The following is a 15,861-nucleotide window of genomic DNA, read 5'->3' on the forward strand; positions in this document are numbered from 1 at the left end:
ATCGGATTTCCCGAACTGGTCGGGGTCGCTTTCTTGCGACGTCCTCCACATTAGCGCATTCCGAGAGTTACTCGAAATTCATGCTCCGAGCGACTGGCACTCGATGGGATGGCCGTTTCAGCGACTCGTTCAACACTAGTCCACCTGGAGGACACCGTCAAACATCAGGGGCGGGATCCGGCTGGATCCCGCCCCTGAGAGTCGAAGCCGCAGGTCAGCGGCGTCGGGTTTCGGTCACTCGGCCAGCTCGGCGGCGGCCAGGTTGCGCTTCCCGCGGCGCAGGACCAGCCAGCGGCCGTGCAGCAGATCGGCCTGGGCCGGCACCGCCTCCTCGTCCGTCACCTTGACGTTGTTGAGGTAGGCACCGCCCTCCTTGATCGTCCGGCGCGCGGCCGAACGGCTCGGAGAGAGACCGACGGCGACCAGCAGGTCGACGATCGACTGGAGCTCGGTGACCTCGGCCTTGGGGACCTCGGCCAGCGCCGCCGCCAGGGTCGGGGCCTCCAGGTCGGCGAGGTCACCCTGGCCGAACAGTGCCTTGGAGGCGGCGACCGCGCGCTCGTACTGCTCGGCGCCGTGCACCAGCGTGGTCAGCTCCTCGGCGAGCGCGCGCTGGGCGAGGCGGGCGGCCGGGCGCTCGGTGGTCTCGCGCTCCAGCTCCTCGACCTCCTCCTGCGAGCGGAAGCTGAAGATCCGCAGGAAGTTGGGGACGTCCCGGTCGTCCGCGTTCAGCCAGAACTGGTAGAAGGCGTACGGGGTGGTCAGCTCTGGGTCGAGCCAGACCGTGCCGGACTCCGTCTTGCCGAACTTGGTGCCGTCCGCCTTGACGATCAGCGGCGTGGCCAGCGCGTGCACCGACTTGCCGTCGGCCTTGCGGATCAGGTCCGTACCGGCCGTGAGGTTGCCCCACTGGTCGCTGCCACCGGTCTGCAGGCTGCAGCCGTAGCGGCGGTTCAGCTCCAGGTAGTCCATGCCCTGGAGGATCTGGTAACTGAACTCGGTGTAGCTGATGCCCGCGTCGGAGTTGAGCCGTCGGGAGACGGCCTCCTTGGCGATCATGTTGTTGACGCGGAAGTACTTGCCCACGTCGCGCAGCAGGCTGATCGCGGACATCCCGGAGGTCCAGTCCAGGTTGTTGACCATGCGCGCCGCGTACGGGCCCTCGAAGTCGAGGAACCGCGAGATCTGGCCGCGCAGGCGGTCGACCCAGCCGGCCACCGTCTCGGGATCGTTGAGCACGCGCTCGGCGGTGGGCTTCGGGTCGCCGATCAGACCGGTGGCGCCGCCGACCAGGCCGAGCGGGAGGTTCCCCGCCTGCTGGATGCGGCGCATGGTGAGGATCTGGACCAGGTTGCCGAGGTGCAGGCTGGGGGCCGTCGGGTCGAAGCCGCAATAGAACGTGACCGGGCCGTCCGCGAACGCCTTGCGCAGTGCGTCCTCGTCGGTGGACAGGGCGATCAGCCCACGCCACCGCAGCTCGTCGACGATGTCCGTCACGGTCACGCTTCTCCTTCGATCGGGCGCCCGCCCGGTGCGGGCCCGGTTCGTCCGGGCCGGGTGCGGGACGACTCCAGCTTTGTAGAGCCTACGCGGTCACGGCCAACGAGTTTTCTCCGCACTGGCATGAACGCGCCGGGCTGGTCGGATTCCGGGAGGGCCGGATTCCGGGCCGGTCCCGCTCCCGTCGGTCCCGTCGTGGCCGTGCCCCTCGGCGACACCGGAAATTCCGTTGTTCGACGGCCCTGTGCCCCTTCACAGTGGTCCCACCGCCGCGCGGCGGCAGTGACGTGTGTGGAGACGGTCGTGCCGCCGTGGCACGCCCGCGGAAGGGTGGCCGAGGTGCGCAGCACGCTGGTTCTGAACGCAAGCTACGAGCCGCTGACGACGGTGTCGCTCCAGCGTGCCGTGGTCCTGGTGCTCCAGGACAAGGCCGTGGTCGAGCAGGCTCACCCGCGGCGCACCGTGCGCGGGACGGGGGTGTCCGTACCGGTGCCGCGGGTGATCAGACTCCAGCGGTACGTCCGGGTGCCGTTCCGACAACAGGCTCCGTGGTCCCGCCGCGGGGTGCTCGTCCGGGACCAGCACCTGTGCGCCTACTGCGGGCGGCGGGCCACCACGGTGGACCATCTGCAGCCCAGGTCGCGCGGGGGCACGGACACCTGGATGAACACGGTGGCCGCCTGTTCCGAGGACAACCAGCGCAAGGCCGACCGGACGCCGGAGCAGGCGGGGATGAAGCTGCTCCGCCGGCCGTTCGTGCCGACACCGCAGGCCACCCTGATGATGGCGCTGGGCCTGCGCGGCGCGGACGTCCGGGAGCTGGCGGCCTGGCTGCCGGCCCAGGTGGTCGCGTCGGCCGCGTCGGCCGCCGCCTGAGGCGGCATCCGGACCGGGGGGAGCCGGGGGAAGCTCGGCCGCGCGTCGACGGGGGGAAGTCGGTGCGCGGCCGGGCAGGGCCCGACCGGGCTACTCCTGGGCCCGGTAGCCGGTCGCGGTGCCGAAGTTGGTCGAGTGCTCGGGGACGGCGACGACCCGGCCGCCGCCGATCAGCACCCGTCCGGAGACCAGCAGCGAGCCGGTGCCGGGCGGGAAGTTGCCGCCGACCGTCTGGCGCCCGTCGGCCAGGGCGAAGCGGCTGAGGTGGGCCGGCTGGTCGAGGCGCTCGTCGACCGCGAGCACCAGCGCGCCGCCGTCCACCGCGACGGCCCGGGCCGCGCCCTTCTCCCGCGCGGTGGTCCGCCAGCGCTGCTTGCCGCTGTCGAGGTCGTAGCCGACCACCGCGACGGAGCCCCCGGCGCCGTTCGCCGGGGCGACCGTGGTGATCATCGTGCGGTCCTGGAAGAACGCCCCGGGAGTGGCCGAGAACATCCCGTGCGCGACGTCGAGCCGGCCCCCGGGGCCGGCGACCGGGATCTCGGTGGCGGGGTCGCCGTTGGCGCCCCAGGCGAGGACCCGGTCGTCCTCGGGCTTCTCGCCGGTGGTGAGGACGACCGGCGGCTCGACGGAGAGCACCGTCGCGGTCCTCGGCCGGTTGTTCAGGGCCCGCGACCAGGTGACCTTGCCGTCGACGGCGTTCAGCGCGACGGCCTGGTCCACGGGGGTGGAGTCGGCGCAGGAGCTGGCGACCAGGACGCTACCGCCGGACGCCCCGCCGGAGAGGGTGCAGAACTTCCCCTGCCCGGTGTACTGCCAGAGGTCGCTGCCACCGGTGGCCTCCCAGGCGACGGCGTGGCTGTCGCCGACCGCTATCACCTTGTCGTCGGTGACGCCGACGCTCGCGCCGTAGGCGCCCTTGGTGTCGGAGAGCGCCTTGGTCCAGGCCGTCCGGCCGGTGCCGGTGTCGACGGCCGCGACCAGCGAGCACGGGCTTCTGGGGTCGGCCCGGGGCCGGAACAGCACGGCGCCGAGGCCGGTCAGGTTGACGGTCGGGGAGAGGCCGCAGGGCACGGCGCCGGCGGCGGGCGGCTCCATCGACCAGGTCGGACGGCCGTCCATGAGGTCGTAGGCGCGGACGCCGGTGGCGTCGGCGCGGACCACGGCGCCCGCCAGCAGCCAGCTGCCGACCAGGGTGTCGTCACCGCCGGACTGCGCGGTGGCGGCACCGGCGGCCCAGGTCCGGGTGTGCGCGACGGTGAAGCCCGGCTCGCCGCCGGTGGCGTTGTCGGCGGAGCCGCCGCCCTCCACGCCGACCATGAGCCCGGCCGCGGCCAGGACGCCGAGGGCGGCGACACCCGCGCCGGTGCGTATCAGCAGGGCCCGGCGGCCGGGGGTGTGCTCGGCGGCGACGACGGCGTCCGCGGCGGCCCTGGCCCTGGCGGCGAGGCCGGACCGGCCGGCGGTGCGGTCCGCCCGCCGCGACGAGGGCGAGGGCGAGGGCAGTACGGGCTCGGGCTCGGATTCCGGTGCCGGCGCGGGCTCTGCGACGGGTTCCGGCTCCAGCCGGACGTAGCCGTCGGCGGAGTACTCGGCCCCGGCGGGGGCGTACAGCTCTCCGCCGGTCGGCTGCTGGGGAACGACGACGTAGGGCGCGTACTGCGAGTGCTGGTCCGCTCCGTCGTCGGCCCCGTGGGTCCAGGGCTGCTGCGGGACGTGGCCGTGGCCGTACCCGGCCCCCGAGGTGTGCGGGTCGTAGGTGGCGTAGCCCCGCTCCGCGTAGCCCTGCTGTCCGTACCCCTGCTGTCCGTACCCCTGTTGGCCGGATGCCTGCTGGTTGTATGCCTGCGGTCCGTACTCCCCCGGCCATGCCTGCTGCCCCGGATACCCGGGGTGGGCCTGCGACGTCCCGTCGGGGTACGCGGGGTACTCGGCGTACTGCGGGTGCTGGGGGTGCTCCGGATGCTGGGGGTGCTCCGGATGCTCGGCGGGCCACTCCTGGGGCGCCTGCCCCGGGTGCCACGACTGCGGGCGGCCGTCGCCGAGGGGATCCTGAGCCATCCGTTCCGTCCCTCCCGACCGCCTGCGATGCGGCAGTCAGCATCTCACGCCCCCGGAGCGGGGCGGAGCGGACGGTTCCGGTGCGGTCGGACGGGGCCCGACCGCACCGGTTCAGCGGTCCACGGGTCCGCCGCCTACCGGGCGGACTCGGCGGCGAGGGCGGCGTCGATCCGGCCTGCGAGGTCGAGGTCGAGGGCGGTGAGACCCCCGGCGCTGTGGGTGGAGAGGACGAAGCGCAGGGTGCGCCAGCGGATGTCGATGTCCGGGTGGTGGTCCATCGCCTCGGCGGCCTCGGCCACGGCCGCCACGACCCGGATCGCGGCCGGGAAGTCGGGGGCGTCGGCGGTCCGGACGATGCTGTCGCCCTCGCGCGTCCAGTGCGGCAGGGCTGCCAGCCCGGCGGTGGTCTCGTCCTCGGTCAGCCGTTCGGGGCTCATCGGCTCTCCTGTCCTGTCGCCGGCGGCCGGTCGGTCGTCAGCCCGTCCGTCGGGGACGGGCGACCAGTTCGCCTCCGCGGTTCGGGCAGGCGCCGGCCGTTCCTCGGTGCACGGCCCGCAGGACGTGCACCCGTAGGAACATATAGAGGCCGGGCCGTCCGGGGCCGGCGACACCTCGTGGCGCTCGCGGATCGGGCGCGTTCCCAGGGCCGTGCCGGGGTCGTGCCGTCGTGCCGGGGCCGTGCCGGGGGTCGTCCCCGCGGATCAGGTGGCGAGCAGCTTGACGACGGCCGCCAGGCCGACGACGACGATGACGGCGCGCAGCGCCTGCGGCGGGAGGCGGCGGCCGACCTTGGCGCCGACCATGCCGCCGACCAGCGAACCGGCCGCGATCAGCCCGGCGGCGGTCCAGTTCACGGTCGAGGTGAAGAGGAAGAACAGCGCCGCGACGCCGTTGACGATCATCGCGAGGGCGTTCTTCACGCCGTTGATCCGCTGCAGGTCCTCCTGGAGCAGCATGCCCATCAGGGCCAGCAGCAGGACGCCCTGCGCCGCGCCGAAGTAGCCGCCGTAGATCCCGGTGAGGAAGATGCCGACAAGCAGCAGCGGGCCGCCGTGCTGATCGCCGTCGGGGCGGCGGCGGGCCGCGACGGCCTTGGCGACCCGGGGTTGCAGCACCACGAGGACCAGGGCGAGCAGGATCAGCACCGGGACGATCGCGTCGAAGGCGGCGCTGGGCAGTTCGATCAGCAGGTAGGCGCCGAGGACGCCGCCGAGCAGGGAGGCGGTGCCGAAGCGGGCGAGCCGGGCGCCCTGGCCGGCCAGCTCGCGCCGGTAGCCGAGCACGCCGCTGGCCGAGCCGGGGACCAGGCCGAAGGAGTTGGAGACGTTGGCGGTGATCGGCGGGAGTCCGACGGCGAGCAGTACGGGGAAGGTGATGAGGGTGCCGGAGCCGACGATCACATTGATCATCCCCGCGCCGACGCCCGCCACCAGGACGGCGATCGCCTCCCAGACCGTCATGAGCCACCTCCAGTAGGGGTCCTGCCGCCGTGATCATGCCGGACGGACGGGTGCCGGTACCAGCCTCGGCCCGGATTCGGGACGTAGGACACACCCGGGGAGAACACGCCCGAGGGCCCGCTCCCGTGCGGTACGGGAGACGGGCCCTCGGTGGAGCGGGCGCGCGGGCTACTGCTCGGGGTTGTTCTTGCGGTACTCCCGGAGCGGGTCGATCCGGGGGCGGGCGGCACCCTTGGTGTCGGTGTCCAGCGGGCGCGGCCCGACGGCCGGGTCGAGCGGCACCTGGGTGGCGGGCGGGGCGGCCGGGGCCGCGGTGGGGGCGGCCGCCGCGCCGCCGTTGGCACCGCCGTTGCCGGTCATCCCGGTGAAGGCGCCACCCAGGCCCTTGAGCGCGTCGCCGATCTCGCTCGGGATGATCCAGAGCTTGTTGGCGTCGCCCTTGGCCAGCTCGGGCAGGGTCTGCAGGTACTGGTAGGCCAGCAGCTTCTGGTCCGCGTCGCCCTCGTGGATCGCCTCGAAGACGGTCCGAATGGCGGCGGCCTCACCGTCGGCGCGGAGCACCGCGGCCTGGGCCTCACCCTCGGCCTTGAGGACCTCGGCCTGCTTCTCGCCCTCGGCGCGCAGGATCTGGGACTGCCGGTTGCCCTCGGCGGTGAGGATCGCGGCGCGCTTGTCCCGCTCGGCGCGCATCTGCTTCTCCATCGAGTCCTGGATCGAGGTCGGCGGCTCGATGGCCTTCAACTCGACCCGGTTGACCCGGATGCCCCACTTGCCGGTGGCCTCGTCGAGGACGCCGCGCAGGCCGGCGTTGATGACCTCGCGCGAGGTCAGGGTGGACTCGAGGTCCATCGAGCCGATGATGTTGCGCAGCGTGGTGACGGTGAGCTGCTCGATCGCCTGGATGTAGCTGGCGACCTCGTAGGTGGCCGCCCGCGCGTCGGTGACCTGGTAGTAGATCACCGTGTCGATGTTCACCACCAGGTTGTCCTGGGTGATCACCGGCTGCGGCGGGAAGGGCACGACCTGCTCGCGCAGGTCGATCCGGTTGCGGACCCGGTCGATGAACGGGACCACGATGTTCAGGCCGGCGTTGAGCGTCCGGGTGTAGCGGCCGAAGCGCTCCACGATCGCGGCGCTGGCCTGCGGGATGACCTGAATCGTCTTGATCAGCGCGATGAAGGCCACCACGACCAGGACGACCAGGACGATAAGGACGGGTTCCACGGACTCTCCCCTAGACGACCAGGGCGGTCGCGCCCTGGATTTCGACGACGTCGACCTGCTCTCCCGGCTGGTACACCTGCTCGGGGTGGAGCGCGCGGGCCGACCAGATCTCACCGTTGAGCTTGATCCGCCCGCCCTCCCCGTCGACTTTCTCCGCGACGACCGCGGTGGCGCCCTTGAGCGCCTCGATGCCCATTCTGATCTGCGGGCCCTTCCGCAGTGCCCGGTAGGCGATCGGGCGGACGACGACCAGTTGCGCGACCGAGACCGCGACGAAGGTCAGCACCTGCCACACCACGTCGGCGCCCAGACCGGCGACGCCGGCCGCGAAGAGCGCGCCGACGGCGAACATCGCGAGCTCCGGCATCGTGGTGATCACCAACGGTATACCGAGGCCGACGGCGACCAGGAGCCACCAGATCCAGCTGTCCACGTGTCCATCCTAGGGAGGGAAGGGCCTATGAGGCGGTCAGTTCCCGCAGGTGGAGGGGCGGAAACCGGTCGCACGTGCGACCGGTTCCGGCCCGGCCGGGTCCAGCGGCGTCCGGGGGCGTCCGGGCGGGCCCGGTCGGGCCGCGCAGAGGACCCTCCCGGAGGGTGCGGCCTGGGCCGTTTCAGCCGAGCGGCAGGCCCTGGGCGGACCAGCGGTCGCCGTGGCGCTCCAGGGTCAGCGGGAGGCCGAAGCACTTGGAGAGGTTGCGGGCCGTGAGCTCGGTGTCGATCGGTCCGGCGGTGAGCACCTTGCCCTGGCGGATCATCAGGACGTGGGTGAAGCCGGGGGCGATCTCCTCGACGTGGTGGGTGACCATCGCCATGGCGGGCGCGAACTCGTCCTGGGCCAGGGCGCCGAGGCGGCGGACGAGGTCCTCACGGCCGCCGAGGTCCAGGCCGGCGGCGGGCTCGTCCAGCAGCAGCAGCTCGGGGTCGGTCATCAGGGCGCGGGCGATCAGGGTGCGCTTGCGCTCGCCCTCGGAGAGGGTGCCGAAGCGGCGGTCCGTCATACCGGCCATGCCGAGGCGGTCCAGCAGGGCGAGCGCGCGCGACTCGTCGAACTGCTCGTAGGACTCCTGCCAGGTGACGGTCATGCCGTACGCGGCGGTGAGCACCGTCTGCAGCACGGTCTGATCGGCGGGCAGCTTGTCGAACATGGCCGCGCCGGCCAGGCCGATCCGCGAGCGCAGTTCGAAGACGTCGATCTCGCCGAGCTTCTCGCCGAGGACGCTGACCTTGCCGGAGGTCGGGAACAGGTACGAGGAGGCGATCTGCAGCAGGGTGGTCTTGCCCGCGCCGTTCGGGCCGAGGATGACCCAGCGCTCGCCCTCGGAGATGGACCATGAGACCTGGTCGACCAGCGCGCGGCCCTCCCGGACCACGGAAACGTCCACCAGCTCCAGCACGTCGCTCATGCCTATGCCTTCCCCAAAAAACAGATATACGGCCGTCGGTGCGAGCGGCGTCCCGTCCCGGCGGCCGGTGGGCACGGAGTGGGTGCGCCGCACGCGCATGGGCAAACCTACGCCACCCGGGTGTCCGCCGATTCCGTAGGCTGGCCGGATGCTCGCCACACCTGCCGACAATCCGTACGAAGAGCCCCGTTCGGGGCGGCTGGCCGCCTGGGGCAATGCTCTGCTGGCCGGACTGGTGCCGCCCGACAACGCCGCCGCAGCGGTGCTGGGGGCCGACGAGAGCCACCGGGTGACCGGTCTGCCCGGGGACGGCCCGGACGACCGGCACGGGCTCACCTGGGCGCTGGGACGGCTGCGGGTGCTCGGGGTCGAGGGCCTGCGGCTGGCCCTGCCCTCGGCCGGGCACCCGCTGGGCCTGACCGGCCCGGCGCCGTTCAACACGCGCGCGCTGGCGGCCGGGGAGGCCGTGCTGGCGGTCGGGGCACCGCTGGGGCTGGTGCCCGAGGTGGAGGTGTTCGGCCCGCCCGGGGACCGGTCGGCGACCGTGCTGTGGCGCTGCGCCGAGGTGAACGACGCGCCGCCGGCCGACGTGCCCTCGCTGCACGAGGCCGAGTTCGAGCTGGCCGACGGGCTGCGCCGGGCCACCGTGCTGCTGACCCGGCTGGACGTGGCCGGGGCCGGACCGGAGTCGCTGCGGGCGCTGGAGGCCTACCGGCGGCGCGGGCACGCCGAGCTGCTCGCACCCGGGTACCCGCCGCGCGCGGTGCGGGTGCTGGAGTCGGCCCGGCAGGTGGCGGCGCTGCTGTCGATCGCCTCCGGCGGCCACGGCGCGGCGGTGAGCGCCTCCGAGATGGCGGCCCGGCAGGAGGCGCTGGCGCCGCTGTGGCGCACGGCCCGCCGGGCCCAGGTCGCGGCGTACAACGCGCTGGTGGACGAGCGGGAACCGTAGCCGGGCTAGCGGGTCTCGCCGTGCCGCACGGCCCAGAGCGCGGCCTGGGTGCGGTCGGCGAGGTCCAGCTTCATCAGGATGTTGGAGACGTGGGTCTTCACCGTCTTCTCCGACAGGTGCAGGCTGCGCGCGATCTCCCGGTTGGAGCGGCCGTCGGAGATGTGGCCGAGCACCTCGCGCTCGCGCTCGGTGAGGGTGCCGCCGCGGCCCTGCGGCGGGCGCGGGCCGTCGTCGGCGAGCAGTGCCTCGGCCAGTTCCGGCTGGAGCAGCACGTGGCCGGCGTGGACCGAGCGGATCGCGCCGGCCAGTGCCTCCGGGTCGACGTCCTTGTAGACGTACCCGGCGGCGCCGGCCCGCAGCGCGGGGACCATGGTGCGGTGCTCGGTGAAGCTGGTGACGATCAGGATCCGGGCCCGGCTGCCCTCCTCCTTGAGCGCCCGCAGCGCCTCGATGCCGTCGACGCCGGGCATTTTGAGGTCCATCAGGACCACGTCGGGGTCGAGCGCGCGGGCCCGGGCGACGCCCTCGGCGCCGTCGGCGGCCTCGCCGACCACCTCGATGTCGTCCTGCACCTCCAGGAAGGTGCGCAGGCCGCGACGGACGACCTGGTGGTCGTCGACCAGCAGGACGCGGATCGCGGACAGGGTGTCAGGCACCGGGGACCTCCATCTCGACGATCGTGCCCGCTCCGGGGGCCGAGTCCAGGGTGAGCCGGCCGCCGACGGCGGCGGCGCGGTCGCGCATCGAGGCCAGGCCGAGGTGGCGGCCGGCCCGCCGGACGGCCCCGGGGTCGAAGCCCCGGCCGTTGTCGCTGACCCGCAGCACGGCGCCGCGTCCGGGCGTTCCGGCCAGGGTGACGGTGACGCGGCCGGCGCCGGAGTGGCGCAGCGCGTTGTGCAGGGCCTCCTGGGCGACCCGCAGCAGGGCGGCCTCCTGGGCCTGCGGGAGGGCGCGGACGCGGTCGGCGGCGAAGGCGATGTCGGCGTTGTGGGCGCGGTCGAGGACCTGCACCTGGGAAGCCAGGGTGGCGCTGAGGCCGTCCTCCTCCAGTGCGGCGGGGCGCAGTTCGACGACGACGGCGCGCAGTTCGTCGGCGGCCTCGGCGGCGAGCCGGGCGACCTCGGCGAGTTCGGCGCGGGCGCGGGCCGGGTCGCGGTCGACGAGCTTGGCGGCGGCCTTGGCGGTGAGGCGCAGCGAGAAGAGCTTCTGCGAGACGGCGTCGTGCAGGTCGTGGGCGATCCGGGCGCGCTCGCCGGCCAGGGTGAGTTCCCGGCTGCGCTCGTAGAGGCGGGCGTTGGTCAGGGCCAGCGCGGCGTGCGCGGCGAGTATCCGCAGGAGTTCCTCGTCGTGGTCGGTGAAGCCGCCGCCGCCGCGCTTGTTGGCGAGGTAGATGACTCCGAGGACCTCGTCCTCGTCCTCCTCGTGGTCGGCGTCGACGATGGGCATGCCGAGGAAGGCGCCGAGTTGGGGGTGGGCGTCGGGCCAGCCGCCGAAGGCGGGGGCGCGACGGACGTCGTCGAGCCGGATCGGGCCGGTCTCGTGGAGCATCGCGGCGAGCACGCCGTGCTGCCGGGGCAGCGGTCCGATCGCGCGCCACTGCTCGTCGGTGACGCCGTCGACGACGAACTGGGCGAAGCCACCGTGGTCGTCGGGGACCCCGAGGGCGGCGTACTCGGCGCCGAGCAGCCGGCGGGCGGAGGCGGTGATCCGGCGCAGGACCTCGCGGACCTCCAGGTGGCGGCTCATTCCGAGCAGGGCCTGGCTGACGGCCTCGATGCCGGCCAGGCAGGGTTCGCAGGCGGGCAGGGTGCCGTCCGGCGGCGGGCCGACCGGGATCCGGTCGGCGGGCAGCAGTCCGGCGTGCCGGTGGTCGCTTGGCACGGTGGGCATGACGCCAACCTACCGCCGTCCGCGGGGCCCGCGCGTCGGTCCCCGGCCGGGTGGGGCGCAGGTCCAGCGACCTAGGTCGTGCGCTCCTGACCGGGTAGGACGGGCAGGGAACCGGGCTCGGGAACGAGGGCCGGGAACAGGGCCGGGAACAGGGCCGGGAACGCCGCGGGGGCGGCCCGCCCCGGTCGGGACGGGCCGCCCCCGTGGTGGTGGCGGTGCCGGGCGTCAGCCCTTCTGCATGACCTCGGGCTCGTGCCGGCGCTGGAGGCGGGTGACGATGATGCCGAGGATGACGGACATCAGGATCAGCATCCCGGCGTCGAACCAGAACTGGCCCGAGTTATGGCCCCAGAGCGCGTCGTACTCGGGGTTCTGGAAGTCCTTGTTCCAGGGTCCGAGGAGCTTGGACAGGTCGAGCGTGGTGGCGACCATGCCGGTGCCCCAGCGGGCCGGCATCAGCCAGGCGAACTGCTCCAGGCCGGGCTTGGAGAAGATCTGGAACAGGCAGCCGGTGAACACGACCTGGATGATCGCGAACATGACCAGCAGCGGCATGGTCTTCTCGGCGGTCTTGACCAGCGCCGAGATCGCCAGGCCGAACATCATCGAGGCGAAGCTCAGCAGGATCAGGCCGAAGCTCATCTCCAGGATCGGCAGGTCCTTGATCACCAGGCCGTGCGCGGGCAGCTTGCGCGGCAGGAAGCCGACGGCGGAGATGATCGCGCCCTGGATCACGCTGAAGAAGCCCAGCACGATGATCTTGGACATCATGTACGCCGAGCGGGACAGGCCGGTGGCCCGTTCCCGTTCGTAGATCGCCCGTTCCTTGATCAGCTCGCGGACCGAGTTCGCCGCGCCGGAGAAGCAGGCGCCGATCGCCAGGATCAGCATGATCGTCGCGGCGCCGCTGTTCAGGCCGAGCTGCGACTTGGGGTTCGGTGCCAGCCCCGGTTCGTTGGGGATCAGCACACTGACCGCGCCCAGCACCGCCGGCAGCAGCACCGACAGCGCCAGGAAGCCCCGGTCGGAGGCGAGCACCGAGGCGTAGCGGCGGATCAGCGTCCACAGCTGCGAGCCCCAGCTCTGCGGCTTGGGCGGGCGGACCGCCTCCTGGACGATCTGCGCGGACTGCACGGCGCCGGACTCCACGTCCGCCGAGTACTGCTGGTGGTGCACCGAGCTGCGGTAGCGGCCGGCCCAGTCGTGGTCCGGGTAGTTCTCGAAGGCCTGGAAGACATCGGCCCAGGTCTCGTACCCGAAGAAGTGCAGCGCCTCGTCCGGCGGGCCGAAGTAGGCCACCGCACCGCCCGGCGCCATCACCAGCAGCCGGTCGCAGAGCGCGAGTTCGGCCACCGAGTGGGTGACGACCAGGATCGTGCGGCCGTCGTCGGCGAGGCCGCGCAGCATCTGCATGACCTCGCGGTCCATACCCGGGTCGAGGCCCGAGGTGGGCTCGTCCAGGAAGATCAGCGAGGGCTTGGTGAGCAGCTCCAGGGCGACCGAGACGCGCTTCTGCTGGCCGCCGGAGAGGGCGGTGATCCGGTTGTCCGCGCGCTTGTCGAGGCGCAGCTCGTAGAGCACCTCGTCGATCCGCGCCTCGCGCTCGCGCGGCTCGGTGTCGCCGGGGAAGCGCAGCCGGGCCGCGTACTTGAGGCCGGTGCGGACGGTCAGTTCCTTGTGCAGGATCTCCGACTGCGGCACCAGGCCGATGCGCGAGCGCAGCTCGGCGAACTGCTTGTAGAGGTTGCGGCCGTCGTAGAGGACGTCGCCGCGGTCGGCCGGGCGGTAGCCGGTGAGGGCGCGCAGCAGGGTCGACTTGCCGGAGCCGGACGGGCCGATGACGGCGACCAGGGACTTCTCCGGGACGCCGAAGCTGACGTCGTCGAGCAGGACCTTCTTGCCGCCCTTGAAGTCGACCTCGACGGTCAGGTGGCGGGCGGAGAAGGAGACGGCGCCGGTGTCGACGAACTCCTGCAGCTGGTCGCCGACCAGGACGAAGCTGGAGTGGCCGACCGTCAGCCGGTCCTGCGGGCCGATCAGCTGGCGCTCGACCCGCAGACCGTTGAGGAAGATGCCGTTGTGGCTGCCGAGGTCGACGATCTCGTACCGGCCGTCGGGCAGCTGGCGCAGCTCGGCGTGGTGGCGGGAGACCTGGAGGTCGGAGACGACGATGTCGTTGTCCAGCGCACGACCGATCCGCATGGTGTTCATACCGGCGGTCAGGTTGCGGATGACCGTCGGCTGCGGGCCGCCGTCGTGCGGGGCGGGCGCCTGCTGCGGGAACCCCTGCGGGGCGTGCTGCCCCGGGAAGCCCTGCTGCTGCGGGAAGTGCTGCGGTTGGACCTGCTGCTGCGGCTGGGCCTGCGGCTCCGGCTGCTGCTGCCACTGCTGCTGCGGGTAGGGCGGCTGCGCCGCCGGGGGCTGCCACTGCTGCTGCGGGGCGGCGCTCCGGCTGGTCGCGGCCTCGTGCCAGGCCGGCGGTGCGGCCGGCTGGGCGGCCGGCGCGGAGAACGCGAGCCTGGGGCCGTTCTCGGCGTTGCCGAGGTTGACCACGGCCCCCGGGAACAGCTGGGCCTGCATGGTGCGGGCACCGCCCGTGTAGGTGCCGTTGGTGCTGCCGTGGTCGTCCAGCTGCCAACCCGCTCCGTTGAAGGACATGGTGGCGTGCTGCCAGGACACCCGCGCGTCGTCGAACTGGAAGTCCGACTGCGGGTTGCGACCGATGGTGTAGGACCGCCCGGGTTCCATGACCCGCTGCTGTCCGTTGATCTCGATGACGAGTTGCGGCACTCTCGCCTGCCCCGCTCTCTCGGTTCCCCCGATGGTGCGCCCCGGCCAGGTGGGGCGAAATGATCGTGAATCTGACGGGGGAATCATTCCAGCCCGTCGGCCAGGGGTGAAAGCCGCCCCCGCGGACTGTGACCAGGCGGCAACGATTCACGGACCGCCCTTGTACGACCTGGTGCGGCCGGACGGCCCGGTGCGGCCGGACTGCGGCCGGACTGCGGCCGGGCTGCGGCCGGGCTGCGGGCTCGTCCACGAACCGGACGGGTGCCGTCACGGTGTCGGGCTCCGGGTAGCGTGGGAGGCACCATGAACGCATCGCCCTTGGCCGCCGAGCCGTTCCCCGCCCCGCAGCCCCGGACCGAGGACGGGCGCACCCTGCTCGTCAAGGTGTTCGGCAAGGACCGCCCCGGCATCACCGCCGGGCTCTTCGCCACCCTGGCCGGGTTCGGCGTCGAGGTCGTCGACATCGAGCAGGTGGTCACCCGTGGCCGGATAACGCTGTGCGCCCTGGTCTCCGCCCCCGCCGTCCGCGGCGCCGAGGGCGACCTGCGGGCCGTGGTGCACCGCTGGGCCGAGGAGCAGAAGCTCCAGGCCGAGATCATCTCCGGGATCGGCGACAACCGGCCGCGCCGCGAGGGCCGCTCCCACGTCACCGTGCTGGGCCACCCGCTGACCGCCTCCGCCGTCGCCGCGCTCACGGCGCGGATCACGGCCGCGGACGGCAACATCGACCGGGTGTTCCGGCTCGCCAAGTACCCGGTCACCGCCGTCGAACTGGCGGTCTCGGGTGTGGCCACCGACCGGCTGCGGGCCGAGCTGGCCCAGGAGGCGGCCACCCAGCGGGTGGACGTCGCGGTGGTGGCGGCCGGGCTGGAGCGGCGGGCCAAGCGGCTGATCGTCATGGACGTCGACTCGACGCTGATCCAGGACGAGGTGATCGAGCTGTTCGCCGCCCACGCGGGCTGCGAGGAGGAGGTCGCCGAGCTGACGGCCGCGGCGATGCGGGGCGAGCTGGACTTCGCGGAGTCGCTGCGCGCCCGGGTGGCGCTGCTGGCCGGGCTGGACGCCGCGGTGACCGAGAAGGTGCGGGCGGAGGTCCGGTTCACTCCGGGCGCCCGCACCCTGATCCGCACCCTGCAGCGGCTGGGCTTCCAGGTCGCGGTGGTGTCCGGTGGCTTCACCCAGGTCACCGACCACCTGGTGGAGCAGCTGGGCCTGGACTTCGCGGCGGCGAACACCCTGGAGGTGGTGGACGGGAGGTTCACCGGCCGGGTGGTCGGCGAGATCGTCGACCGGGCGGGCAAGGCGCGCTGGCTGAAGCGGTTCGCCGAGCAGGCCAAGGTGCCGCTGGAGCAGACGGTGGCGATCGGCGACGGCGCCAACGACCTGGACATGCTGAACGCGGCCGGGCTGGGCGTGGCGTTCAACGCCAAGCCGGTGGTGCGGGAGGCGGCGGACACCGCGGTGAACGTGCCGTTCCTGGACACCGTGCTGTACCTGCTCGGGATCACCCGCGAGGAGGTCGAGGCGGCCGACGTGGTGGACGTCCTGGACCACCCGGAGGCGGGCCTGCGGGCCTGACGGCCCCGAGGCGGGCGCGCGGGGCCGACGGCGCGCGGGGCTGACGGCGCGCGGGCTGCCCGGACGCACCGAGGGGCGCGCGGACCATGGCCGCGCGCCCCTCGTCGTCGGTCCGGGCCGCTGCCCGCCG

Annotated in this window: 13 protein-coding genes; 3 read left to right on the top strand and 10 right to left on the bottom strand. The window is 73.1% G+C overall.

Going from position 1 to position 15,861, the window contains the following annotated elements; genetic code table 11:
• Positions 1–234: 234 nt before the first annotated feature.
• Positions 235–1,497 (bottom strand): tyrosine--tRNA ligase, encoded by a 1,263-nt coding sequence (gene tyrS, locus SM793_RS22550; protein WP_320440134.1) that lies wholly within the window; start codon positions 1,495–1,497, stop codon positions 235–237.
• Between the two features lie 342 nt (positions 1,498–1,839).
• Between tyrS and SM793_RS22555 the strand changes: the two genes are divergently transcribed.
• Positions 1,840–2,376, top strand: a complete 537-nt coding sequence (locus SM793_RS22555; protein ID WP_320440074.1) for an HNH endonuclease — start codon at positions 1,840–1,842, stop codon at positions 2,374–2,376.
• A gap of 90 nt (positions 2,377–2,466) precedes the next feature.
• Here the strand turns inward: SM793_RS22555 and SM793_RS22560 are convergent, their stop codons facing one another.
• From SM793_RS22560 to SM793_RS22585, 6 genes are all read right to left on the bottom strand, one after another.
• A complete protein-coding gene (locus SM793_RS22560) occupies positions 2,467–4,434 on the bottom strand; it encodes a PQQ-binding-like beta-propeller repeat protein (protein WP_320440075.1) in 1,968 nt (655 codons plus the stop codon).
• A gap of 134 nt (positions 4,435–4,568) precedes the next feature.
• Positions 4,569–4,871, bottom strand: a complete 303-nt coding sequence (locus SM793_RS22565) for a 4a-hydroxytetrahydrobiopterin dehydratase (RefSeq protein WP_320440076.1) — start codon at positions 4,869–4,871, stop codon at positions 4,569–4,571.
• A gap of 264 nt (positions 4,872–5,135) precedes the next feature.
• The gene (locus tag SM793_RS22570; RefSeq protein WP_320440077.1) at positions 5,136–5,894 is read right to left on the bottom strand and encodes a sulfite exporter TauE/SafE family protein; all 759 of its coding nucleotides are present in this window, start codon (positions 5,892–5,894) and stop codon (positions 5,136–5,138) included.
• Positions 5,895–6,062: 168 nt separating this feature from the next.
• Positions 6,063–7,118, bottom strand: a complete 1,056-nt coding sequence (locus SM793_RS22575) for an SPFH domain-containing protein (RefSeq protein ID WP_320440078.1) — start codon at positions 7,116–7,118, stop codon at positions 6,063–6,065.
• Between the two features lie 10 nt (positions 7,119–7,128).
• Positions 7,129–7,551: an NfeD family protein gene (locus tag SM793_RS22580; protein ID WP_030398242.1), complete on the bottom strand. Its 423-nt coding sequence runs from the start codon at positions 7,549–7,551 to the stop codon at positions 7,129–7,131.
• A 181-nt stretch (positions 7,552–7,732) separates the two neighbouring features.
• On the bottom strand, positions 7,733–8,524 hold the full coding sequence (locus SM793_RS22585; RefSeq protein WP_320440079.1) for an ABC transporter ATP-binding protein: 792 nt from the start codon (positions 8,522–8,524) through the stop codon (positions 7,733–7,735).
• A gap of 148 nt (positions 8,525–8,672) precedes the next feature.
• Between SM793_RS22585 and SM793_RS22590 the strand changes: the two genes are divergently transcribed.
• Complete coding sequence (locus SM793_RS22590; protein WP_320440080.1) at positions 8,673–9,473, top strand: hypothetical protein; 801 nt, start codon at positions 8,673–8,675, stop codon at positions 9,471–9,473.
• A 5-nt stretch (positions 9,474–9,478) separates the two neighbouring features.
• Here SM793_RS22590 and SM793_RS22595 read toward each other — a convergent pair whose 3' ends face one another.
• The 3 genes from SM793_RS22595 to SM793_RS22605 all read right to left on the bottom strand — a co-directional run bounded on the left by SM793_RS22595 (position 9,479) and on the right by SM793_RS22605 (position 14,153).
• On the bottom strand, positions 9,479–10,129 hold the full coding sequence (locus SM793_RS22595; protein ID WP_320440081.1) for a response regulator transcription factor: 651 nt from the start codon (positions 10,127–10,129) through the stop codon (positions 9,479–9,481).
• Positions 10,122–11,219, bottom strand: a complete 1,098-nt coding sequence (locus tag SM793_RS22600) for a GAF domain-containing sensor histidine kinase (RefSeq protein ID WP_320440135.1) — start codon at positions 11,217–11,219, stop codon at positions 10,122–10,124. The genes SM793_RS22595 and SM793_RS22600 overlap by 8 nt, the downstream gene beginning before the upstream one ends.
• A gap of 369 nt (positions 11,220–11,588) precedes the next feature.
• A complete protein-coding gene (locus SM793_RS22605) occupies positions 11,589–14,153 on the bottom strand; it encodes an FHA domain-containing protein (protein ID WP_320440082.1) in 2,565 nt (854 codons plus the stop codon).
• Between the two features lie 303 nt (positions 14,154–14,456).
• Here SM793_RS22605 and serB point away from each other — a divergent pair, with 303 nt between their 5' ends.
• Positions 14,457–15,731, top strand: a complete 1,275-nt coding sequence (gene serB / locus SM793_RS22610; RefSeq protein ID WP_320440083.1) for a phosphoserine phosphatase SerB — start codon at positions 14,457–14,459, stop codon at positions 15,729–15,731.
• Positions 15,732–15,861: the final 130 nt, after the last annotated feature.

The organism is Kitasatospora purpeofusca (genome assembly GCF_034043715.1).
Taxonomy (GTDB): domain Bacteria; phylum Actinomycetota; class Actinomycetes; order Streptomycetales; family Streptomycetaceae; genus Kitasatospora; species Kitasatospora purpeofusca_A.

Bases quoted from the DNA above. Each gene is read 5' to 3' on its own strand.
- SM793_RS22560 (WP_320440075.1), bottom strand. From the start codon at position 4,434: ATGGCTCAGGATCCCCTCGGCGACGGCCGCCCGCAGTCGTGGCACCCG.
- SM793_RS22565 (WP_320440076.1), bottom strand. From the start codon at position 4,871: ATGAGCCCCGAACGGCTGACCGAGGACGAGACCACCGCCGGGCTGGCA.
- SM793_RS22570 (WP_320440077.1), bottom strand. From the start codon at position 5,894: ATGACGGTCTGGGAGGCGATCGCCGTCCTGGTGGCGGGCGTCGGCGCG.
- SM793_RS22585 (WP_320440079.1), bottom strand. From the start codon at position 8,524: ATGAGCGACGTGCTGGAGCTGGTGGACGTTTCCGTGGTCCGGGAGGGC.
- SM793_RS22590 (WP_320440080.1), top strand. From the start codon at position 8,673: ATGCTCGCCACACCTGCCGACAATCCGTACGAAGAGCCCCGTTCGGGG.
- SM793_RS22600 (WP_320440135.1), bottom strand. From the start codon at position 11,219: ATGAGCCGCCACCTGGAGGTCCGCGAGGTCCTGCGCCGGATCACCGCC.
- serB (WP_320440083.1), top strand. From the start codon at position 14,457: ATGAACGCATCGCCCTTGGCCGCCGAGCCGTTCCCCGCCCCGCAGCCC.